This window comes from Ruegeria sp. BC3, from assembly GCF_056539265.1.
This window is the reverse complement of record NZ_JBQFUP010000006.1, coordinates 188,648-210,485: the sequence shown is the minus strand read 5'-3', so window position 1 is coordinate 210,485 and position 21,838 is coordinate 188,648. Positions and strand designations below refer to the sequence as shown.

Sequence of the window (21,838 nt, the reverse complement as noted above, 5' to 3'; positions counted from 1 at the left end):
ATTGCCGCCGCGCCGTATTCCAGCGCGGCGGCTTTTCCTGTTAGCCGTGCATTCCCAGACCGTTGGCGATCTTCCAGATGCGCCAGTGGTCATGCGGCATGTGGCTCTGAACCAAGCCAAATGGGCGGAAGGCATCATGCACCGCGTTCGAGAACGCGGGCACACCGCCGACATTTGGGCTTTCACCAACGCCTTTGGCACCGATCGGGTGATGCGGGGACGGCGTCACCGTGTGGTCGGTGGTGTAGTTGGGCGTCTCCCATGCCGTGGGCAGGAAGAAATCCATCAAGGTGCCGGTCTTCACATTGCCCATCTCATCATAGGCGATTTCCTGACCCATCGCGATGGCCAGCGCTTCGGTCACGCCACCATGGACCTGCCCTTCGATGATCATCGGGTTGATCCGGGTGCCGCAATCGTCCAACGCATAGAACTGCCGAACGTCCCATTCGCCGGTATCCACGTCGATCTCCATAACGCAGATATAAGCTCCGAACGGATAAGTCATGTTCGGCGGGTCATAGTAGCTGACAGCCTCAAGGCCGGGTTCTAGCCCTGGAATGGCCTGGTTATAGGCGGCGAAGGCGATTTCCTTCATAGTCTTGAAGCGCTCAGGCGCACCTTTGACCGAGAACCGATCCACGTCCCATTCGACATCATCGTCATGAACCTCGAGCAGGTAGGCCGCGATCATCTGCGCCTTGGCGCGGATTTTGCGGGCGGCCATCGCTGTCGCGGCACCCGCAACAGGCGTAGACCGAGACCCATAGGTGCCAAGCCCATATGGCGCGGTATCAGTGTCGCCTTCTTCCAGCGTGATGTCATCGGCAGGCAGGCCGATCTCGCTGGCGATGATCTGGGCAAAGGTCGTGGCGTGACCCTGACCCTGGCTGATCGTCCCCAGTCGCGCGATTGCGGAACCCGTCGGGTGGATGCGAATCTCGCAGCTATCGAACATCCCCAGCCCGAGTATATCGCAATTCTTCACGGGTCCTGCGCCGACGATTTCCGTGAAATGCGTCAGACCGATCCCCAGAAGTTTGCGGGTCTTTCCGGCCTTGAAATCCTCGATCCGCTGCGCCTGTTCCGCCCGCAGACCGTCATAATCTACGGCTTTCAGGGCCTTGTCCCAAGCGGTGTGATAGTCGCCCGAGTCATATTCCCAACCCAGCGCGGACTGATACGGGAACTGATCGGCCTTGATGAAGTTGATTTGGCGCAGCTCTGCCGCGTCCATGTTCAGCTTGATGGCCAGAACCTCGATCATCCGTTCGATAAAATAGGCAGCCTCAGTCACACGGAACGAGCAGCGATAAGCCACACCACCCGGCGCTTTGTTGGTGTAGACGCCGTCCACAGCCAGATAGGCGGTCGGGATGTCATACGATCCTGTGCAGATGTTCATGAAACCGGCTGGAAACTTGGTGGGGTCAGCACAGGCGTCAAATCCACCATGATCCGCCGTTGTATGACACCAAAGACCAGTGATCTTGCCATCCTTGGTCGCGGCGATCTTGCCCTGCATCCAGTAGTCGCGGGCAAATGCGGTGGACATCAGGTTTTCCATCCGGTTTTCGACCCATTTCACCGGCTTGCCGGTGACAATCGAGGCGACAACCGAGCAGACGTAGCCCGCATAGGCTCCAACCTTATTGCCGAAACCGCCACCAATATCGGGGCTGATCACCCGGATGTTGTGCTCGGCCAAACCCGAAATCAGCGACACAACGGTCCGGATCGCGTGCGGGGCCTGAAAAGTACCATAAAGCGTCAGCTTGCCGGTCACCTTGTCCATAGACGCAACACAGCCGCATGTCTCCAACGGACATGGGTGGGTGCGGTGGTAATAAACCATCTCTTCAGCCACGACATCAGCCTCGCCCAGAACGGCTTCGGTGGCGTCTTTGTCGCCCTGCTCCCAGGTGAAGATGTGATTGTGATGCTTGCGCGGCCCATGGGCTCCTTCGGTCTGACCTGCAAGGTCTTCACGCAGGACAATATCCGATTTCAGCGCCTCGAACGGGTCGGTCAGGACGGGCAGTTCTTCGTACTCAACCTCGACCAACTCTGCTGCATCCGCTGCGATGTAGCGGTTTTCGGCGACGACATAGGCGACTTCCTGGCCCTGGAACAGAACCTTGCCATCGGCGAGCACCATTTGCTTGTCGCCCGCTAGCGTCGGCATCCAATGCAGACCCAGCGGCGCCAGATCCTCGGCCGTCAACACGGCAATTACACCGGGCACAGCCAGCGCGGCGTCTTTGTTCACGCTGACAACGCGAGCGTGAGCATAAGGCGAACGGACAAATGCGCCGAACAGCATTCCGTCCAGTTTGATGTCATCGACATAGTTGCCTTTGCCTTGGGTAAAGCGCACGTCCTCGACACGTTTACGGGCGCAACCCATCCCCTTGAGGTTAGCGGCGCGTTCTTCGGGGGTCAGAGTCTGATCGTTCATTCCGCAGCCTCCTTCTGTGCATTCAACATCTCAGCCGAGGCCGAGATCGCCTTGACGATGTTCTGATACCCGGTGCAACGGCAGAGGTTGCCGGCCATACCAAAGCGGATTTCTTCCTCGGTCGGGTTCGGGTTTTCCTGCAACAGTCGATGCGCTCGGGTGATCATCCCTGGTGTGCAGAAGCCGCACTGCAGCCCGTGATGTTCGCGGAACATCTCTTGCAGAACGCCAAGGCTGCCATCGTCATTGGTCAGCCCTTCGACGGTGGTGATATCGGCCCCGTTCACCTGCGCCACGAAGGTGGTGCAGGATTTGACGGATTTGCCGTCGATATCCACAGTGCAGGCCCCGCAATGGCTGGTTTCACAACCAATATGAGGACCGGTGATTTTCAGATCTTCCCGCAGGAAGTGGATCAACAGCGTGCGCGGCTCGGCCAGTCCTTCGACCTCGCGACCGTTCACGGTGAGTTTGACTTGCATTTTTGACATGATTTCCTCCCTCAACCCGCGCGGCTTTGCGCACGGTCGATGGCGCGGCGCAGCATCACGGCGGCGACGTGTTTCTTGAACTCGACGGGGCCGCGATTGTCGGCGACCGGGTCGATGGCGCTCAGCATCGCGGTGACGCAGCCGCTGATATCACCATCGGCCAGCGCGTTGCTGGCGCTTTCGGACCAGATCGGCGTATCTGCCAGATTGGTCATCGCGACCGAGGCCTGACCGTTGCCAACCATCACCGCCGCAGCGGCGGTGGCGTAGTCGCCGATCTTGCGTTTCTGCTTTTCATAGGCCTGACCCACGCCCGCACCGGGAACAGGGATCGAAATCCGGGTCAGGATTTCTTCGTCCTCGCGCGCGGTGAAGTACGCGGCCTCATAGAAGTCCCGTGCCGCCACACTGCGGGTGCCGTCTGGGCCCGATAGCTCAAACGTGGCGTTCAGGCATTGCATCAACCCCGGCATGTCATTGCCCGGATCGCCGTTCGCGACATTGCCGCCGACGGTGCCCATGTAGCGCACTTGCGGGTCTGCGATCTGAAGCGCGGCTTCGCGGATCAACGGTATCGCCTCTGCCAAACCGTCATGGGTGATCAATTCGTGCTGCGTCACCATCGCGCCCAATGTCACGGTGTCGGTTCCGACCTCAATGCCCTTGAGTTCGTCAATGGCCTGCAAATCGACCAGATGGCCCATCTCGGCCATGCGCAGTTTCATCATCGGGATAAGGCTGTGCCCGCCCGCGATCACGCGCGCTTCATCCCCGTGTTCCTGCAAAATGCCAATGGCCGAGGCGATGTCGCCTGGCCGGTGATACTCAAAACCGGCTGGTATCATGTTTTTCCTCCCTGGGTCCGAGCGGTATGCCTTGGGGGACCTAGCGTAAGGAAAGAGTGGTCCGGTCAGCCAATCCAGCCAACGGGAACGGGGGGCGCAGCTTGTTTCACGAAATGCGAATGAGCTGCACGAACTGCGATCAGAGGCCCAGCGCCTCGCGAATGTCCGTCAGACGGGATCGGCTGACCGGTACCTTGGTCAGGGCATCCACCCCGTCGAAATAACAGGTGCCATTGTCCTTGTGCCGCTCAAAGCTTGAAACGTGTTTGGGGTTCACAAGGTAACTGCGATGCGCCCTCAGAAACCCGTCTTGCTTCAGTCGTGTTTCCGCCTCGGTGATGGACCAGGGACAGAACAGCTTTTCGCTGCCCATATAGAGGACGGTATAGTGCCCCTCGGCACGTATCGCCGCTAGACGTGCGGGTTCGGCAAAGAATGTCTGGCCTTCACGCTCAAACGGGACGCCTGCGCGCAAGACGGTGGGTTCCGGCTCGGGCGCGGGCGTGACAGTGGCCGGCGCGGGTTCGATGAAGGTGATACCGGTCAACAGGAACGCACCGCAGATCAGAAAAACCGCCACGGTGACGCCCATCGCCAAAACCTGATTGTTCAGGGCCGGACCGGCCCCTCCGGCACTGTCTGTGGCTACAAAATCAGTCAGGCCGGTGGCCACGAAATGCATCGTGAAAACCGCCAAACCAAAACACACCGTCCCCAGCAGGATGTTGCGTTGGGTGCGATTGTCGTAAGCCACCCAGATCGCCAGAACCGACAAGACCACAGAGGCCACCGTCGAGATCGTTACATCCCATACGTTGTAGACGGGGCGACACAGCTCCATCCCGGCCATGCCGACATAGTGCATCACAACAATACCAAGGCCTACGATCACACCCGCCGCGACCAGAGTCCCCATGGTACGGGGCCGGAAATGCAGTATCAGCAAGGCCAGACCCACCATCAGGATCGCAACAAGCGCAGAGATCAGCGTGATTAAAGCGTCATAGTAGAACAGGATCGGAAGCTGCAGGCCCAGCATCGCCACAAAATGCATCGACCAGATGCCGCCGCCCAGAATGATCGCAGCCAGCGCTACCACCAATTTGCGCCTCTGGTCGTCCAGTTTCGAAGCGCCGTGCGTCAGGTAAAGCCCGGTGAACCCGGCCATCATTGCAACGGCGAGAGACGCCGCCACAAGCCAGGCGTTATGTGAGTAATCCAACATATGGGTTTGCACGCCCTCCCCGACGCGAGAGTGACGTTAGCAAACGGAATTGATTGGGACAATTGGATGTTCGCACGGAAATCCCGCCAACATATAGGCGTGCACCTTGGCGGCGGGTTCTATTGGATCACCGCATCCTCCCAAGCAGACAGGAATTTTGTACGCTTCAACCCGTCCAGAAAGGTTAGCAGCGCAGGGTTCAGTCCGATCGTCTCGCGCCCATTTGCTCCACCTGACTGCAGTAACGGCAGCGGGCTAGTGTCTTCGGTCGCGGGCCGCTCGGCCACAATGTAACGTAACAGCATTTCGGCCGCGTTCGGTTCAGCCGTCGCACGGGATACCATCGCGGTGCGCATCATGATTGTCTGAAAGTCGGTTGGCAAAACGACCTCAAGCGCATCCTTGCCTTCGGTCCGAACGGCCGCATAGCTGCCCAGAACGTTGTACGCGACCAGGATCGTTCCATCTGCAAGGTCGTTGATCATATCGCCCGAACAACAATAGAGCCGAACGTCCAAGCTCCCCATCACTTCCATCAGTCGCCAATAGGTCTCGGATGCCCGGGCGTCCTGCGTTGCGAACAGGTATCCAAGACCGGACTGGCGCACGTCATAGGTGCCGACCTTGCCCCGAAACGCCTCGGGGCGTTTGCGCAAGGCTTCGATCAAGCCCTGCCGGGTCTGCGGGACCGGCTGCCCTTCAAACGCAGTACGGTTGATCACGATTGTTGCGGGTTCCGAGGTAAAGGCAAAAAGGCTGTGGTGCCACTGCGCCCAGCTTGGCACCGGGACGTCATCTATCGGCAAGGCAAACCCGTCATTGGCCAGTTTCAGCTGCAAATCCATCGCGCTAGAGATGATCACATCGAACGCCTCGGGCGTCTCCCGGACGCGCCGGTTGATGTCAGCCGTGCCAGATACAAGATACTCGACACTAATCAGGGGGTTTTCGGCCACAAACCCTTCGATCACCGGGGCAAACAGAACCGTATCCGTGCTTGAGATTACGCGAAGGCGCGGGCCCTCGGCCCCTTCATTAAAGACAAGCCGGTCCTCCCAGTCGTCGGCCCATCCGATCAGCGGACAGAACAAGAGCACTAAAGCGATAAGGTAACGCATGCGCCCCCCTTTTTGCGGTTTCGCAGGATCAGAGAGCCGCCATGCGCCGTTGCCACATCCAGCGCAATGGTCAATCCCAGACCGGACCCGATGGTACCAGTCGCATTCTGCCCGCGTTCGAAGCGGCGTGTGAGTGTATCGATCTCGTCCGGGGGAAACCCGGGCCCTGCATCCCGCACCTGAATCTGAGGCGTCGGATGCAAAAGAAGGCTGATTTCGACCTTGCTGTCCGAGGGCGCGTATTTCATCGCGTTATCAATCAGATTGCGAACCGCATTCTGGATCAGGATCGGATCGCCCGAATAAGGAACCGAAGGCTCTCCGGTCAGAGACAGCGTCAGTTCCTTCATCTCGGCAATGGGGATCAAGCGTTGCACCAGGTCGCGGCACAGAATGACCAAATCAATCTCTTCCCGCTCCAGATGATCCGCGCGAAAAGTGATCATCGCATGATCCAGCAACTGCCCCGCCGCGCGAGAGCTTTCATCGATGGCCCGGACCATGGCTTTGAGGGCCTCGCGGTTCTCCTCACGCTCGACGCGGTGAAGGGTCGTTTCGGCGTAAGACCTGACCGTAGCAAGCGGAGTTCGCACCCGATGCGCGGCCTCGGCGATAAAGTCCTCGGACTGGCTGAGCGATTGATCCAAGCGCCCCATCAGCGAATTCAGCGACATCACCAGCGGCGCCATTTCTTTCGGTACCGGTTTTTTGAATGGGCTCAAGTCCTGTGGCCCTCTGCGCGTGACCGAGTTCGTCAGCTTGTTCAACTGGCCAATCGTTGTGGACGTAACCCAAAACGACAGGGCAGCGGTCAGCAGAAAGAAACCGATCCCCAGATACGCCGCATTGCGCGAGATCTGATCCAGCGTGTCGGACAACGCGTCCTGCGTCTGGCCCAGCGCAACCTCGATCTCGGTCTGGCGACCCAATCCGACCAGAGTTCGTCTGGCGCTGACCTGACGGACACGCTCCCCCCGCACCTCACCGGTTTCGAATGCCAGCCTGCCGCCAACCGGACCTGCTGCAAGGCCCAGATCTTCGTACCCGGACAGGAATGCCCCATCCTGATAGATCGCATAAAACACCCGGTCATCCGACGGCGTGCTGAGCATGGAGAATGCGGCATAGGGAATATCCACCTCAAGCTGACCATCCCTGAGCGCAGCGGCATCAAGGATCGAGGTAACAGACGCCCTCAGTATGTCATCCTGACCCTGCTGCGCGACTTTCGCGGCATAGCTGCGAACCGTCAAAAACAACAGGATCGCCAGAACAGCCGCCCCGCCGATCAGGGTCAGCACAAGGCGATTCCGCAGTGACCCTGAAACGGTTGGGCTAGTCGTCATGGTCCAGCCTGTATCCCAATCCGCGCAGCGTGGTGATCTTCATATCGGATCGTTCAAGGTGTTTGCGCAGGCGGCCCACATAGACCTCAATCGCATTGTCCGAAACGGTGTCGTCATAGGAAAACAACCGATCTGCCAGTTTCTGCTTGGAAAACACCTGACCCGGTGCGTTGATGAACAACTCGATCATCCGCAACTCGCGATTGCGGAGTGACACCGTGTCACCAGCCACCGTCAAATGGCCCGCAACGGGGTCAAAGACGATGCCACCGATCTCGATCGTAGATTTTGCGCTGCCGGATTTGCGCCGCAGAACCGCGCGGCAGCGGGCTTCAAGTTCTGCGTGATCAAAGGGTTTGGTCACATAGTCGTCCGCCCCAAGATCAAGTGAACCGATTCGATCCGAAACCTGACTGCGCGCGGTCAGAACGATGACCGGAGTGTCCAGATGGCTGGCGCGGTGCTGCCTGAGGAACTCGCGACCATCCCCATCCGGCAGCATGATATCCAACAGGATCAGGTCGTACTCCTCGGTCGCCACAAAGGCCCGTGCATCCTCTAAATCTGCTGCATGATCAACAACATGACCGTCCAATCGCATGCGGGAGCTGATCGCATTCGCGAGGTCCAGATTGTCTTCGACGAGCAGAAATTTCATGGGCTGCAGGCAGTTTCTTTTTACATGACAGGTTGATGTCAGGTTGGCGTGTTTAGTTGCGGGATAATCTGTGCCGCTGAGCGGCCTGTTGTCAAATGGGAGGACATAATGACAACTTTCAAACTGGGCCGTCGGGCCCTGATCGCAGCTGTTGCCGCAATCGGTCTGGTTGGGCCTGCTGCAGCTGACGGCCACAAGGTCGTTGACAGCATCCACTTTCTGATCCCCGGCGGTGCTGGCGGTGGCTGGGACGGTACCGCGCGCGGCACCGGCGAAGCGCTGACCAACGCAGGCCTTGTTGGAACCGCATCCTACGAGAACATGTCGGGCGGCGGCGGCGGTAAGGCCATCGGTTACCTGATCGAAAACGCCGACAGCAACCACGGAACGCTGATGGTCAACTCGACCCCCATCGTGATCCGCTCGCTGACCGGTGTATTCCCGCATAACTTCCGCGACCTGACACTGGTATCGGGAACAATCGGCGACTACGCCGCAATCGTTGTAGGCAAAGACAGCCCCATCAACTCGATGGCCGATCTGCTGGCCGCCTATGATGCTGATCCGGGTGCCACCGCGATTGGCGGCGGCTCGGTTCCGGGCGGCATGGATCACCTGGTTGCAGCGATGGTCATGGAGGCGGCCGGCAAGGACGCGCTGGGCGTGAAATACATTCCGTATGACGCGGGCGGTAAAGCCATGGCAGCCTTGCTGTCGGGTGAGATCGCCGCCCTGTCGACCGGTTTCTCGGAAGCCGTCGATCTGGCCAATGCGGGTGAGGTCAAAATCATCGGTGTGACCGCTGAAGAACGCGTAGACGCCGCGCCTGATGCACAGACCATGAAAGAGCAGGGCATCGACACCACCTTCGTGAACTGGCGCGGGTTCTTTGCAGCCCCCGGCCTGCCCGAGGACAAGCTGGTCGCCTATCAGGAAGCCATCACCAAGATGTACGACACGCCAGAGTGGGAAGAAGTTCGCGCCCGCAACGGTTGGGTCAACATCCACAACTCGGGTTCTGATTTCGAAGCATTCCTGGAAGATCAGGAACAGCAGATCAGCGACCTGATGAAGAAGCTGGGCTTCCTCTAAAGCAATCTACGGCAGAGCGTTTGGTCGCTCTGCCGTCCCCAATAAGTGAAAAAAGGGAGGGGACGCTATGGCGCTGGATCGCTGGATCGCGCTTGTTTTACTGGGTGTTTGCCTGACATACGGGTACGCCGCCTGGTTCACGATGGATGGAAGTCTTCCTCCTTTCATGCAGAGAAACCCGATCTGGCCCAGCACATTCCCCAAAGTGCTGTCGGTTCTGGGTGTGGTGGCCTGCACAATCATCCTGCTCGGCTTCGAAAAGAGCGAAGTCAAAGAGGCCGACATCGATTATCGGCGGTTGGGTGAATATCATCTAGGTCAGGCGATCTCGCTTCTGGTTCTGATGGTCGTCTACGCCCTGTGTCTGCGCCCTGTAGGCTTTTTGATCGCGACCTCCTCATTCCTGATCCTCGGATCCTTCACCCTTGGTGAACGCAAGTGGCACATCATGCTGCCGGTGGCGTTCATCGCGACCGGAGCCGTCTGGTATCTGGTTCAGGAAGTTCTTGGAATTTACATGCGCCCGCTGCCGGGCCTGTTCGGAGGCTGACATGCTTGAAGGACTTCTGATCGGCCTGCAAACGGCATTCTCAATTCAAAACCTTCTGATGGTCATCGCTGGCTGCCTGATCGGCACGTTCATCGGTATGCTGCCGGGGCTGGGCCCGATGTCGATCATCGCGATCATGATCCCGGTCGCGATTTCGATGGGCGATCCATCTGCCGCGCTGATCCTGTTGGCCGGTGTCTACTATGGTGCGATCTTTGGCGGATCGACCTCATCCATCTTGCTGAACGCGCCGGGGGTCGCGGGTACCGTGGCCTCGAGCTTTGACGGCTATCCGATGGCCCGACAAGGCAAGGCAGGCAAGGCGCTGACCATCGCCGCGATCGCCAGTTTCGCAGGCGGTACGCTGGGCGCCGTGTTGCTGATGATCTTTGCACCGGCTTTGTCATCCGTCGCGCTCTTGTTCCACTCCGCCGAATACTTCGCCCTGATGGTGGTCGGTCTTTCGGCCATCGCCGCCTTTGCCGGATCGGGGCAAGTGGCGAAAGCCATCATCATGACCACCCTTGGGCTGATCATGGCGACGGTCGGTGAAGGTGCGTTGTTCAACCTGCCGCGCTTCACAATGGGCATCATGGACCTGCAATCCGGGTTTGGCTTCATTACTTTGGCCATGGCGATGTTCGCCCTGCCTGAAGCCCTGTTCCTGGTTCTGAAGCCCAAAGACCTGAAAGGCGACGACGGAGAAATCAAAGACCTGCGCGTGACCAAGGACGAGGCCAAGGCAATCGCTCCGGTCATCGGTCGCCAATCCGTGCAGGGCTTCTTTATCGGCGTCCTGCCTGGTGCGGGTGCGACCATCGCAAGCTTCCTTGGCTACGCGGTCGAACGGAACATTGCCCCTAAGGAAGAGCAGGAACAGTTCGGCAAGGGCTCGATCAAAGGTCTTGCGGCACCGGAGTCTGCAAACAACGCGGCCTGTACCGGGTCGTTTGTTCCTTTGCTGACGCTGGGTATTCCCGGGTCCGGGACGACGGCGATCTTGCTGGGTGCCCTGATTGCGCTGAACGTGACACCCGGTCCCCGACTTATGATTGACGAGCCTCAGATCTTCTGGGCGGTGATCATGTCGATGTTCATCGGCAATCTGGTGCTGCTGATCCTGAACCTGCCGCTGATCCCCTACATCGCCAAAGTGCTGGCCGTTCCGCGCAACTACCTGATCCCGTTCATTTTGTTCTTCACCCTGATGGGGGCCTATATCGGGCAGAACAACGCGACGGAGTTGCTGATCCTTGTGGGTTTTGGTGTCTGCGCAACAGCATTGAAGTTCGCAGACTATCCTCTAGCCCCCTTGCTGATCGGATTCATCCTCGGCGGTATGATGGAGGATAACTTTGCCCGCTCGATGCAGCTCTATGACGGCATCTCCTTCATCTGGCAACGTCCCATGACTCTGGGCCTGCTGACAATTGCTGTCCTGCTGGTGCTGCTGCCCAGCTACCGCGCACGTCGGGCGCGGGCGCGGGCCGCTGGTGTGGCCGATGGCGACTGAACCGCTCAGGGGCGTTCGGGTTCTTGATCTGACAAACGTGCTGGCAGGCCCGTATTGTTGTTACCAACTGGCCCTTATGGGGGCCGAGGTGATCAAGGTCGAACGCCCCGGCAGCGGGGATCTGGCCCGCGTGCTTGGCGCTGATCCCGACCGGAACAAGGCCGGTATGGGGGTCAGTTTTCTGGCGCAGAACGCTCAGAAGAAGTCGATCACGCTGGATATGAAATCCAGCCGGGGTAAGGCTCTGCTGAAACAATTGGTGAAAACGGCGGATGTTCTGGTCGAAAACTTCCGGCCCGGCGTCATGGACCGGCTGGGATTGGGATATGAGGTTCTGCGCGCCGAAAACCCCGCATTGATCTACTGCGCAATCAGCGGCTTTGGGCAGGACGGTCCACGTCGGGATGACCCGGCCTATGACCAGATTGTGCAAGGGATCAGTGGCGTCATGTCGATCACCGGCGCACCGGACACTGCGCCTTATCGTGTCGGCTACCCGCTGGCCGACACCGTTGGCGGGCTAACCGCCGCCTTCGCGGTGAGCGCCGCGTTGAACGCAAACCCCCGCGGCGCATTTCTGGATATCGCCATGTCCGAGGCCGTGATCTCGACCATGGGGTGGGTCGTCTCCAACTACCTCGTCGGAGGCGTGATGCCAGGCGCACATGGCAACGAGAACACGACCTCAGCCCCCTCTGGCACATTCGCCACATCCGACAGTCCGATCAACATCGCCGCCAATCGGGATGAGCAATGGCAGGCCCTTGCCCGGCACCTTGACCGAGAGGAGTTGCTAGATAACCCGGATTACGCAACGCGCGAGGATCGTAAACGAAACCGTCACGCGCTGAGGGGCGAGTTGGAGAAATCCTTGAAATCGCGCCCGGCGAACGAATGGGTTGCTGAATTGAACGGCCTGGGTGTGCCAACCGGGCAGGTTCAAACGGTTCCCGAGGCTTTGGCGGACGAACAACTGGCCGGGCGCGGATTGGTTGGCACGTTGCCGGTCCATGGCGAGGATATGCAACTGGCCGGTAGCCCGGTGATGATGGACGGACAAAGAAACATGCCGCAGACCCCGCCGCCCAAACTGGGCGCGGATAACGCGGCAATCTGGTCGGAACTCGGCCTGACCACCGACGAGATCGCCGAATTGGCAAAGGAAGGCGTGATATGAGCGACGTTTCCGACTGGTGGCGCACATCCATCATCGACATGGAACCCGGTCGCATCGCATTGCGCGGCGAACCCATCCAAGACCTGATCGGCAATCTGAGCTTTGCGGAGATGATTTGGTTTCTGGTCCGTGGCGATCGGCCCTCACCCGCGCAAGCCCATCTGTTCGAAGCGGCCTTGGTTGCAGCGGTGGATCATGGACCGCAGGCACCGTCCATCGCGACGGCTCGGATGGCGGTGACATGCGGGTTGCCATTAAACAACGCGATGGCCAGCGCCGTGAACATGCTGGGGGACATTCACGGCGGAGCAGGCGAACAAGCGGTTGAGCTCTATCACTTCGTTGAAACGCATCCGGGCGAAATGGGCACGGCGCTGGATGACTGGATCGCAGAACGCGGAAAAATCCTGCCCGGCTTTGGCCACAGGTTTCACACGCCAACCGACCCGCGCGCCCCGCGGTTGATGGCGCTGGTGTCCGAGGCCGTTGAGAATGGCGCGTGCGATGGGCGCTTCAGGCAAATCGCGCTGGATATCGAAGCCGAACTCGCGCGGCGCAAAGGTAAACCCGTTCCGATGAATATCGACGGAGCTACCGCAGTGATCTACGCAGAGCTTGGGTTTGAACCGCCCCTTGCGCGCGGTCTGTTCTGCCTGTCGCGTTCCGTGGGCATACTTGCGCATGCGTGGGAGCAGACACAGCAAGGCGGGCGCAATAAGGGCCCAACCCCGCCCAAGTATCGTTGGACTTACGTTGAACCCTCGTCAGAGGACTAAGTTCGTCAGGCTTGTTTCTCGACCTCAGGTTCCACATCCGGGCGGACGGGTTCGGCATCCATTTCGATGACATCCGGTTCGGCGGGTTCCTCGGCCTCATCCACTTCGACCTCAGCATCCGCTTCGCTCTTGTCCTGTAGCGCGCCCACAATCAGAGGCAGCATGTGAACACCTGTCGCAGAGGCGATTTCGGGTGTCTGCGGTGTCTGCCAGCTGAGCGTGTCAAAGCTGCCGCAGTTCTGACAGACCGGAGCCCACTCGGGCTGAATGTCGTGGCAATTGTCGCAAACCCATTGCGGCCCGCGCGGCGCGTTCAGCGCCTTGGCCAGCCAACCCTGCACCACCGCGTCCGAGGCGCCCTCGCCCCGTTCGATCGCAGCCATCAGGGTATAGCCGCGCGCATCCGCGTTCTTTTCGACCACATCGCCCAGTGCACGCCGCGCTTCGGGGAAGTCTTCGGCGACGATGTTCAACTCGGCCAGAATAAGACGGGTTTCCATGTTTTCAGGATGAATACGGGTCAGCGCGGCAAAGCGTTTGATCCGTTGATCAGGTGTTTCATCCGGTACAATCTCGGCAAACGCATGGGCCAGATCCGGGTGCGGCTGCACCTCCCAAGCCTTTTTCAGGATCTTCGTTGCAGAACGCGGCTTGCCCTTTTCGATATAGGCCCGAGCGGCCATCGCTGCTGCGGGCACCAGATCAGGCGACAGACGGTTCGCTTCAATCGCGCGCTCCTGTTGCTCGACTGTGGCATCCTCATCCAGAATTCCTTTAGCCTCAGACAGGGCCAGGACGGCGTCGCGGCGTTTGAACACGTCGCGCGGAAGGTGGCCCGATTTCAGCTTGGCAGTCAGGGTCGAGCGCGCGCCCGCCCAATCCTGCGCCTTGGTCTGAAGGCCCAGCAGAATGTCCTGCGTTTCCTGATGGCGCGGCTTAATGGCCAAAGCTTTCTCAGCCAGTTTGCGCGCGGTGTCATCATCACCTTCGGCCAGCTTCTGTTTCATGATGCCGCGCACACCAACAAAGCGGGTCGCGTTATTCGTCACCAGCTTCTTATACGTGTCCGACGCCTTTTTCGTATCGCCGTTCATCTCGGCCGCCTGCGCGACCAGCAGGTTAGTGAGCTCGGGCTTGTTCAATAGCCGTTCTGCCTTGGTGGCCTTGTTCAGCGCCACGCGCCCTTCGCCGGAGGCCAGCGCCATCAGCCCATCAGACAGAGCCTGATACCCGCGCTGTTCACGGCTGCGGTCGAAGTACCGCGACAGGGCGGTCTCATCCCCGTTGAGGAATTTCAACGTCGCGATCAAAAGGGTCAGCAGCTTGAAGAACACCCAGATGGCAAAAACAAGAATGCCCAGCGCGATCACCGACTGCAGCGGCCCAAGTGTATATTCTGTTCCACCAGCCGTGATCTGAACCCCACCGCTGGTTTCCATCAGCAGCCCAGCGCCTACAGCCAACAGGCCAATAATCGCAACAAAGACTAAAATCTTAAACAGTGACCACAGCATGGCAGGTCCTTCAGTTCGAGTTCACGCTAGGCTGAAGCGCATTGGCCGCATCCACCGCGGACACCCGCGTCTGTGCGGCCTGCTCCCAATCAGCCATCGCTGCCTGCGCCGCTTCGGGCAGGGATTTCAATTCGGTCAGAGCGGTTGCGACATCGCCACTGGACAGGGCGGCCTCGGCTCGCGACAGGATCGCATCCGGATTGTCCCCCTCTTGCGGCGTGACTGAACGTGCACCAGTCTGCCGCTGCAGGAAGGCCACCAACCCGGTGGTCTTATTTGCATCGCGCGCATCCGCCAGCGCTGTCCGCGCCGCAGGCGAGAAGGAACTGCGCAACGCCGCCAGGGTCGCAACACCCTTATCCGCCGGGCCAGACAGCGCGTCGGGCACGTCAACACCGCCTGCTTGCAGCTCGGCAACCAGATCAGAATAGGGCCGTCCGGCATCCAACTGTCCGGTCAAACGGGACAGGGTGGCCGCGTTCGCCGCGGCCTGCGCTTCGGCCGAGGCTTTCGCTTCGAGCGCTTGCGCATCCGCAACCATTTTTTCCACTTCGGCGCGCTGCGCCGCCAGAGAATCCTGCAACTTCTTCAATTCGGCTTCAAACGCAGCCGAAACCTCGGGCGAGGCACCCTGAGTCAACGCCCCGCTTTCCAGTGCGGTCAAACGACTGGCCAGAGGATCAATCTTACCTGTCAGCCCATCGAGGCTGGTTTTCAAGCTACTCAACTCGTCGCCCAGCGGTGTGACCTGATCGGTCAGAGCCGCGAGTTTTCCGTCAACATCCGACGTATCGGACAGGGATTTCGTCAGCGCCTCAATCTGGCTAGATTGATCGTTCAGCTTCGCCTCAAGCGCCGTGAGCGCATCTGAATCGGACGATCCGAACAATCCCGCGCTGCCTGCCACAAATCCGATCCCTGCCGCCAGAGCACCGCCAAGCAAAGCGGGTACGAAACTACCGCGGCTTTCTTCTTTTTGCGGCTCTTGCTGAGGTGCTTCTTCCGTCTGGGCCGCAGGTTCTTCCTGAACCGGCTCCTCAACGCTCGCTTCGGCTTCGGCTTCGGCTTCGGCTTCGGCTTCGGCTTCGGCTTCGGCTTCGGCTTCGGCTTCGGCTTCGGCTTCGGCTTCGGCTTCGGCTTCGGAAAGGGGTTCTTCTACCGGCTCGTCCGCGTCAACAGAGGTTCCTTCACGCTGCGAAGTGAATTCAACCGCTTCGTCCGACTTGGGGTCTTCCACCGGCTTTTGATCGGTTTTTTTCTTACGAGCCACCGCGATGTTCCCCTTATCGAATCCAATTTCATATGAATAACAGGCCACTCTAAGTTAATCAGTGGTCTCTATACCCTCAACCCGCATCACGTGTTTCACAAGCTTTTTAACGGCTTTCCGCATTTTCTTTGGCGTCGGCTCTTTGGCAATCTTCAGGCGCTGATAGTCCAAAGAATAAAGGGGCTCGGCGGTCGCTTCGCTGATTGCGGCCAACCACAAGGGTGCCGGGCCGGTCCAGATTTCGGCAAATTGTCGCGCCGTGCGCGGTGAAAACAAGGGCGCGATTACGGGCCTGTCGCCGACAACAACGGCAGTAGCTTCGGATGTCAGCGGTAACAGACGCTGCTGGTAAACGACCTGCTCATGAACCGTCAGACCTGATTCGGTCAGACGGCCAGCGACATTGCCGCGGGTATGTTCACCGCGCAGATGCATCAAAGGGCTTTCGGGCCTGTGTTTCAGCAAATAGGCCACCAGTTCTTCGGCGGTTTGGCCCACCATCACGGCGTCCCATCCCGCGCCCTTTGCGGTTCCGGTGGTTGCCGGACCGACGCAATAGGCGGGCAACTCGCGCGAAACCCCAAGCGAGGCTGCTGCATTGACAGAGTTGGCTGAGGTAAAGATCAACCCCCGAATGCCGTCGGTTTGAACCGTGACCCGGACAGGACGAATGTCCAGAATGGGGGAATATATGACCTCAACCCGTGACCTGACGCGGGTCGGCAGTTGCGCGACGAACCTCTCAGAGGCGGCGCGAGGGCGGGTCATCAACAAATACAATAGCGGGGCCTTCGGCCTTGGGATTGTTTGCGTCCGCGCAGGGTGATACCCCGCTTGGGTGTCATGATGCAACGGATCAGGCCTATGGTGCAAACACTTACCGTACTTGGATTGGAAAGCAGCTGTGATGACACGGCCGCCGCGGTCGTGCGCCAGTCCGACGGTGCAGGGGCCGAGATTTTGTCGTCGGTCGTTCACGGCCAGACCGAGCTGCACAGCGCATTTGGCGGTGTCGTGCCCGAAATCGCCGCGCGGGCACATGCAGAGAAGCTGGACACCTGTGTCATACAGGCGCTGGAGGCTGCTGGTCTGTCCCTTTCCGACATGGACGCAATCGCCGTCACCGCGGGTCCAGGTCTGATTGGCGGAGTCATGTCCGGCGTCATGTGCGCCAAGGGCCTGAGCGCCGCGACCGGCCTGCCCTTGATCGGCGTGAACCACCTGGCCGGTCACGCCCTGACGCCTCGCCTGACGGATGGCATCGCGTTTCCCTACCTGATGCTGTTGGTCTCGGGCGGGCATTGCCAATACCTGATCGCGCATGGACCCGAACAATTCACCCGCCTGGGCGGCACCATCGATGACGCGCCTGGCGAAGCCTTCGATAAGACTGCGCGACTGCTGGGCCTGCCCCAACCCGGCGGCCCGTCGGTCGAGGTCGAGGCGCGGGCAGGTGATTCCAAGCGGTTCCGCTTTCCCCGGCCGCTTCTGGATCGACCGGGGTGCGATCTATCATTCTCAGGGTTAAAGACAGCTTTGATGCGGATGCGGGACCAGATCGTCGCAGAAAAAGGCGGTCTGACCCGTCAGGACCGCGCCGATCTTTGTGCAGGGTTCCAACAAGCGATTGTCGACACACTGGCCGAGAAAACCCGCCGCGCCGTCGACCGCTATCTGGAAGAAAATCCCGCCGAGCCGGTTATCGCCGTTGCCGGAGGGGTGGCGGCCAACTCGGCAATTCGTGCCGCGTTAGAGACTGTTTGCGCTGAAAAAGGTGCCCGGTTCACCGCCCCGCCATTGGCTTTATGCACCGACAACGCCGCGATGATCGCCTATGCCGGGATGGAACGCTTTCGCGCAGGTGCGCGTGACGGATTGGACCTGACTGCACGTCCACGCTGGCCGCTGGATAAAACCAGCCCCGCCATGCTGGGCAGCGGAAAGAAGGGCGCTAAGGCATGAGTGTTTCCGTCCTGGGATCTGGCGCTTTCGGCACAAGCTTGGCCATTTCTCTGGCTGGGAACGGGCCGGTGACGCTGTGGTCTCGGGACGCGGAACAGGCACGGAAGATGCAGCAGGCGCGCGAGAATGCCCAGCGCCTGCCCGGCGTAACCTTACCTGCCGGAATCACGGTGACGTCGGACATCGATCAGGCCGCAAATGCTGATGTCCTGCTTGTGTCCGTGCCAATGCAGAAGCTAAGCGGCGCTTTGACTGAACACGCCGAGGCACTGGCCGAAAAAACTCTGGTGGCTTGCTGCAAAGGGATCGAGCTGTCATCAGGGCTGGGGCCTATTTCGGTGATAAGGCAAGTGATCCCGGACGCCCACCCTGCCCTGCTGACAGGCCCCAGTTTTGCCGACGACATCGCGCGGGGGCTTCCTACGGCGCTGACCCTGGCCTGCGCCGATGATGCGCTGGGAACAAAGCTGCAGAATGAACTGACCACCGCAAATCTGCGCCTTTACCGAACCACAGACGTGATCGGTGCCGAGCTTGGGGGCGCGTTAAAGAACGTCATGGCCATTGGATGCGGCGCTGCCATCGGGGCCGGTCTAGGCGACAGCGCCCGCGCCGCCCTAATGACGCGCGGGTTTGCCGAGATGCAGCGCTTTGCCCTGATGCGCGGCGCGCAGCCGGACACTCTGATGGGACTGTCAGGCCTTGGGGATCTCGTTCTGACCTGTTCGTCTGAACTGTCGCGCAACTATCGTTTTGGCCTGTCTTTGGGTCAGAAAAAGACGTTTGACTCAGAAACAACCGTCGAGGGCGTTGCCACTGCACGCGCCATGACAGACATCGCCGCCGCCGAAGGGCGGGACATGCCCATCAGTACCACGGTGGCCGACCTGAGCCACGGCGCTTATAGCGTCACGCAGGCCATTCAAACCCTGCTCAACCGACCCCTGAAGGAGGAATAACATGCTGATCGCCCTTATCGCCCGTGACAAGGACGGCGCGCTGCAGACCCGGCTGGATAATCGCGCAGCCCACCTGGCGTATATCGAGGAAACCGGCGTCGTCGCGCAGGCCGGTCCACTGCTGGACGGAGACGCGATGATCGGATCATTGATCATTCTCGAAGTCGAAGACATGGCCGCCGCACAAAACTGGGCGGATAACGATCCCTACGCAAAAGTGGGCCTGTTCCAGTCGGTTGACCTGATCGCGTGGAAGAAGGTCATAGGCTGATGGCGTACTGGCTGTTCAAATCCGAGCCATCGACCTGGAGCTGGGACCAACAGGTTGCCAAAGGGGATGCAGGCGAAGAGTGGGACGGCGTGCGCAACTATCAGGCGCGCAATTTCATGCGTCAGATGGGGTTAGGCGACCGGGGGTTCTTTTACCATTCGCAAAAAGACAAGGCGATCGTCGGCATTGTCGAGGTTTGCGCCGAGGCGCATCCCGACAGCACCACAGATGATGAGCGATGGGAATGCGTGGATATCAAAGCTGTGCGTCCCTTTGGATCCCATGTCACGCTGGACCAGATCAAAGCGGATGAACGTCTGGCTGAGATGGTCTTGGTGAAAAACTCACGGCTGTCCGTTCAACCCGTTACTGAAGCAGAATGGCGGGTGATCTGTGCGCTGGGAGAAACTCAAGCGGACTGACTGCGAAAAAAGGGAAGGCCCTGACGTATGCAGAACCTTCCCTACCCCCGCGTGCTCCCTACTCACCACACGCGTATGGAAATTATGGCTCTGACCGTCCTGGTCGCTTTCTGAAACTAACCGATCCTACCGGCACAGTTCAAACGGCAAGTACCTAAAATTGAATACGCCCGCCAGAGGTCTGACGGGCGCGACAAGTGAGTTTGACGGGCTTAGCCGTAGACCGACTCTTTGCCGAAATGCTTGGTCAGCATGTAGTAAACAACGGCGCGGTATTTGTTGCGCTCGGACATGCCATAGGTTTCCAGAACCTTGTTGATGCCTTCCATCAGCTCAGGACCATCCGCCAGGCCAAGCTTTTTGATGAGAAAGTTGTTTTTCACCGTTTCCAGCTCACCTTCCTGGCTGGCCGCGACGGTCGATGCGTCCGCGTCATAGATGGCCGGTCCGCAGCCGATCGTGACTTTGGTCAGCAAGTCCATATCTGCATCCATACCGCATTTGGATTTCAGATCCTCGGCATACTTTGCGATCAGTTCGTCGCGCTTTCCCATGGTTAACTCCCGATTGAAAATCATTTCTGGCCACTCTGGCGCCGACGATACGGTAACGGGCACACCAAATTGCACAAAGGGAAAAATTTGCAGCATTCCCCGTAACCCAACGTAGAAACGAAAAACGGCGACCCAAAGGGCCGCCGTTTCTGTTCCGTCCCTATCTGGGATCAGTAACGGTAGTGTTCGGGCTTATACGGGCCTTCAGGCTTCACACCGATATAAGCAGCCTGCTCGTTGTCCATCTGGGTCAGCTTGACGCCTATTCGATCCAGATGCAGGCGGGCAACCTTCTCATCCAGATGCTTGGGCAGGATGTAGACTTCGTTATTGTACTGGTCACCCTTGGTGAACAGCTCGATCTGCGCCAGAACCTGGTTGGTGAACGACGCCGACATCACGAAGGACGGGTGCCCGGTGGCGTTGCCGAGGTTCAACAAACGGCCCTCGGACAGCAGGATGATGCGGTTGCCCGAAGGCATCTCGATCATGTCCACCTGTTCCTTGATGTTGGTCCACTTGTGGTTTTTTAGGCTGGCCACCTGAATTTCGTTGTCGAAGTGACCGATGTTACCAACGATGGCCATGTCCTTCATCTCGCGCATATGCTCGATGCGGATCACGTCCTTGTTGCCCGTGGTGGTGATGAAGATATCCGCGCTGGCGACCTCGTCCTCCAGCAGGGTAACTTCGAACCCGTCCATTGCGGCCTGCAGCGCGCAGATCGGGTCAACTTCGGTCACTTTCACACGGGCACCAGCACCGCGCAGCGACGCGGCCGAGCCTTTGCCCACGTCACCGTATCCGCAAACAACAGCAACCTTACCGGCCATCATCGTGTCGGTGGCGCGGCGGATACCGTCAACCAGCGATTCCTTACAGCCGTATTTGTTGTCGAATTTCGACTTGGTGACTGAGTCGTTCACATTAATCGCCGGAAACGGCAGGTGACCGTCTTTGACCAGCTGATACAGGCGGTTGACGCCGGTGGTGGTTTCTTCGGACACGCCTTGAATCTGATCGCGCATCTTGGTGAACCAGCCCGGGCTTGCTGCCATACGCTTGGCGATCTGCTTCTTGATCACCTCTTCTTCTTCCGAAGACGGCACGGGGATGATGTCCTCGCCTGCCTCAGCGCGCGCACCCAGTAGGATGTACAGCGTTGCATCGCCGCCATCGTCCAGGATCATGTTCGGGCCTTCTTCGAACAGGAACGATTTATCGAGGTAATCCCAGTGCTCTTCCAGTGTCTGGCCTTTGATCGCGAAGACCGGAATACCGGCTTCGGCAATCGCGGCAGCCGCGTGATCCTGGGTCGAGAAGATGTTGCACGACGCCCAGCGCACATCCGCACCCAGTGCGACCAGTGTCTCGATCAATACGGCAGTCTGGATAGTCATGTGCAACGAACCCACGATCCGCGCGCCTGTCAAAGGCTTGCTTTCACCGTATTCCGCACGCAAAGCCATCAGGCCCGGCATCTCGGTTTCAGCGATATCCAGTTCCTTGCGGCCAAACCCGGCCAATGAGATGTCTTTGACGATATAGTCCCCGGCCATCAGGTGCTCCATTCCGGTAAATCACAGTCCGGGCAGCCCCTAGCATTCCTTGGGGCAGGTGGCAACGCGAATGGCCGG

At 59.3% G+C, this 21,838-nt stretch carries 21 protein-coding genes; 9 read left to right on the top strand and 12 right to left on the bottom strand.

Annotated features, from left to right (window positions below):
- Nucleotides 1-40: 40 nt before the first annotated feature.
- The 7 genes from ACR0MV_RS16930 to ACR0MV_RS16900 all read right to left on the bottom strand — a co-directional run bounded on the left by ACR0MV_RS16930 (nt 41) and on the right by ACR0MV_RS16900 (nt 8,141).
- Complete coding sequence (locus tag ACR0MV_RS16930) at nt 41-2,458, bottom strand: aerobic carbon-monoxide dehydrogenase large subunit (RefSeq protein WP_170426405.1); 2,418 nt, start codon at nt 2,456-2,458, stop codon at nt 41-43.
- Complete coding sequence (locus ACR0MV_RS16925) at nt 2,455-2,949, bottom strand: (2Fe-2S)-binding protein (protein ID WP_170426404.1); 495 nt, start codon at nt 2,947-2,949, stop codon at nt 2,455-2,457. Before ACR0MV_RS16925 ends, ACR0MV_RS16930 begins: the two co-directional genes overlap by 4 nt.
- A gap of 11 nt (nt 2,950-2,960) precedes the next feature.
- Nucleotides 2,961-3,794 (bottom strand): FAD binding domain-containing protein, encoded by an 834-nt coding sequence (locus ACR0MV_RS16920; RefSeq protein WP_170426403.1) that lies wholly within the window; start codon nt 3,792-3,794, stop codon nt 2,961-2,963.
- Between the two features lie 139 nt (nt 3,795-3,933).
- On the bottom strand, nt 3,934-5,019 hold the full coding sequence (locus ACR0MV_RS16915; RefSeq protein ID WP_480703002.1) for an MHYT domain-containing protein: 1,086 nt from the start codon (nt 5,017-5,019) through the stop codon (nt 3,934-3,936).
- 119 nt (nt 5,020-5,138) lie between these two features.
- Nucleotides 5,139-6,137, bottom strand: coding sequence for an ABC transporter substrate-binding protein (locus ACR0MV_RS16910; protein ID WP_480702950.1), 999 nt, complete (start codon nt 6,135-6,137; stop codon nt 5,139-5,141).
- On the bottom strand, nt 6,116-7,483 hold the full coding sequence (locus ACR0MV_RS16905) for a sensor histidine kinase (protein WP_480702949.1): 1,368 nt from the start codon (nt 7,481-7,483) through the stop codon (nt 6,116-6,118). The genes ACR0MV_RS16910 and ACR0MV_RS16905 overlap by 22 nt, the downstream gene beginning before the upstream one ends.
- Complete coding sequence (locus ACR0MV_RS16900; RefSeq protein ID WP_480702948.1) at nt 7,473-8,141, bottom strand: response regulator transcription factor; 669 nt, start codon at nt 8,139-8,141, stop codon at nt 7,473-7,475. The genes ACR0MV_RS16905 and ACR0MV_RS16900 overlap by 11 nt, the downstream gene beginning before the upstream one ends.
- 108 nt (nt 8,142-8,249) lie before the next feature.
- Between ACR0MV_RS16900 and ACR0MV_RS16895 the strand changes: the two genes are divergently transcribed.
- From ACR0MV_RS16895 to ACR0MV_RS16875, 5 genes are all read left to right on the top strand, one after another.
- A complete protein-coding gene (locus tag ACR0MV_RS16895; protein WP_170468149.1) occupies nt 8,250-9,233 on the top strand; it encodes a Bug family tripartite tricarboxylate transporter substrate binding protein in 984 nt (327 codons plus the stop codon).
- Nucleotides 9,234-9,300: 67 nt separating this feature from the next.
- Nucleotides 9,301-9,783, top strand: a complete 483-nt coding sequence (locus ACR0MV_RS16890; RefSeq protein ID WP_480702946.1) for a tripartite tricarboxylate transporter TctB family protein — start codon at nt 9,301-9,303, stop codon at nt 9,781-9,783.
- 1 nt (nt 9,784) lies between these two features.
- Complete coding sequence (locus ACR0MV_RS16885; protein WP_170426396.1) at nt 9,785-11,296, top strand: tripartite tricarboxylate transporter permease; 1,512 nt, start codon at nt 9,785-9,787, stop codon at nt 11,294-11,296.
- Nucleotides 11,286-12,473, top strand: a complete 1,188-nt coding sequence (locus ACR0MV_RS16880; protein WP_170426395.1) for a CaiB/BaiF CoA transferase family protein — start codon at nt 11,286-11,288, stop codon at nt 12,471-12,473. The genes ACR0MV_RS16885 and ACR0MV_RS16880 overlap by 11 nt, the downstream gene beginning before the upstream one ends.
- Nucleotides 12,470-13,249, top strand: coding sequence for a citryl-CoA lyase (locus tag ACR0MV_RS16875; RefSeq protein WP_170426394.1), 780 nt, complete (start codon nt 12,470-12,472; stop codon nt 13,247-13,249). Before ACR0MV_RS16880 ends, ACR0MV_RS16875 begins: the two co-directional genes overlap by 4 nt.
- A 5-nt stretch (nt 13,250-13,254) precedes the next feature.
- On the opposite strand, the gene ACR0MV_RS16870 is transcribed toward ACR0MV_RS16875, so the two are convergent.
- Genes ACR0MV_RS16870 through ACR0MV_RS16860 form a run of 3 tightly spaced genes read right to left on the bottom strand, consistent with a single transcriptional unit; the run spans nt 13,255 to nt 16,801 of the window.
- Nucleotides 13,255-14,763, bottom strand: a complete 1,509-nt coding sequence (locus ACR0MV_RS16870) for a heme biosynthesis HemY N-terminal domain-containing protein (protein WP_480702944.1) — start codon at nt 14,761-14,763, stop codon at nt 13,255-13,257.
- 10 nt (nt 14,764-14,773) lie between these two features.
- Nucleotides 14,774-16,033 carry a COG4223 family protein gene (locus ACR0MV_RS16865; RefSeq protein WP_480702943.1) on the bottom strand — a complete coding sequence of 420 codons (1,260 nt, stop codon included), beginning with the start codon at nt 16,031-16,033 and terminating at the stop codon, nt 14,774-14,776.
- 54 nt (nt 16,034-16,087) lie between these two features.
- Nucleotides 16,088-16,801, bottom strand: a complete 714-nt coding sequence (locus ACR0MV_RS16860) for a uroporphyrinogen-III synthase (RefSeq protein ID WP_480702942.1) — start codon at nt 16,799-16,801, stop codon at nt 16,088-16,090.
- A 96-nt stretch (nt 16,802-16,897) separates the two neighbouring features.
- Here ACR0MV_RS16860 and tsaD point away from each other — a divergent pair, with 96 nt between their 5' ends.
- From tsaD to ACR0MV_RS16840, 4 genes are read left to right on the top strand one after another with little or no spacing between them, the layout of a single operon-like run.
- Nucleotides 16,898-17,995, top strand: coding sequence for a tRNA (adenosine(37)-N6)-threonylcarbamoyltransferase complex transferase subunit TsaD (tsaD, locus tag ACR0MV_RS16855; RefSeq protein ID WP_480702940.1), 1,098 nt, complete (start codon nt 16,898-16,900; stop codon nt 17,993-17,995).
- Nucleotides 17,992-18,954, top strand: a complete 963-nt coding sequence (locus tag ACR0MV_RS16850) for an NAD(P)H-dependent glycerol-3-phosphate dehydrogenase (protein ID WP_480702939.1) — start codon at nt 17,992-17,994, stop codon at nt 18,952-18,954. Before tsaD ends, ACR0MV_RS16850 begins: the two co-directional genes overlap by 4 nt.
- 1 nt (nt 18,955) lies before the next feature.
- Complete coding sequence (locus ACR0MV_RS16845; protein ID WP_480702938.1) at nt 18,956-19,225, top strand: YciI family protein; 270 nt, start codon at nt 18,956-18,958, stop codon at nt 19,223-19,225.
- Nucleotides 19,225-19,647 (top strand): EVE domain-containing protein, encoded by a 423-nt coding sequence (locus ACR0MV_RS16840; protein WP_170426383.1) that lies wholly within the window; start codon nt 19,225-19,227, stop codon nt 19,645-19,647. Before ACR0MV_RS16845 ends, ACR0MV_RS16840 begins: the two co-directional genes overlap by 1 nt.
- Nucleotides 19,648-19,859: 212 nt before the next feature.
- Here ACR0MV_RS16840 and ACR0MV_RS16835 read toward each other — a convergent pair whose 3' ends face one another.
- Nucleotides 19,860-20,201: a DUF2853 family protein gene (locus ACR0MV_RS16835; RefSeq protein ID WP_170426381.1), complete on the bottom strand. Its 342-nt coding sequence runs from the start codon at nt 20,199-20,201 to the stop codon at nt 19,860-19,862.
- A 170-nt stretch (nt 20,202-20,371) separates the two neighbouring features.
- On the bottom strand, nt 20,372-21,760 hold the full coding sequence (ahcY, locus tag ACR0MV_RS16830; protein ID WP_480702937.1) for an adenosylhomocysteinase: 1,389 nt from the start codon (nt 21,758-21,760) through the stop codon (nt 20,372-20,374).
- Nucleotides 21,761-21,838 lie beyond the last annotated feature (78 nt).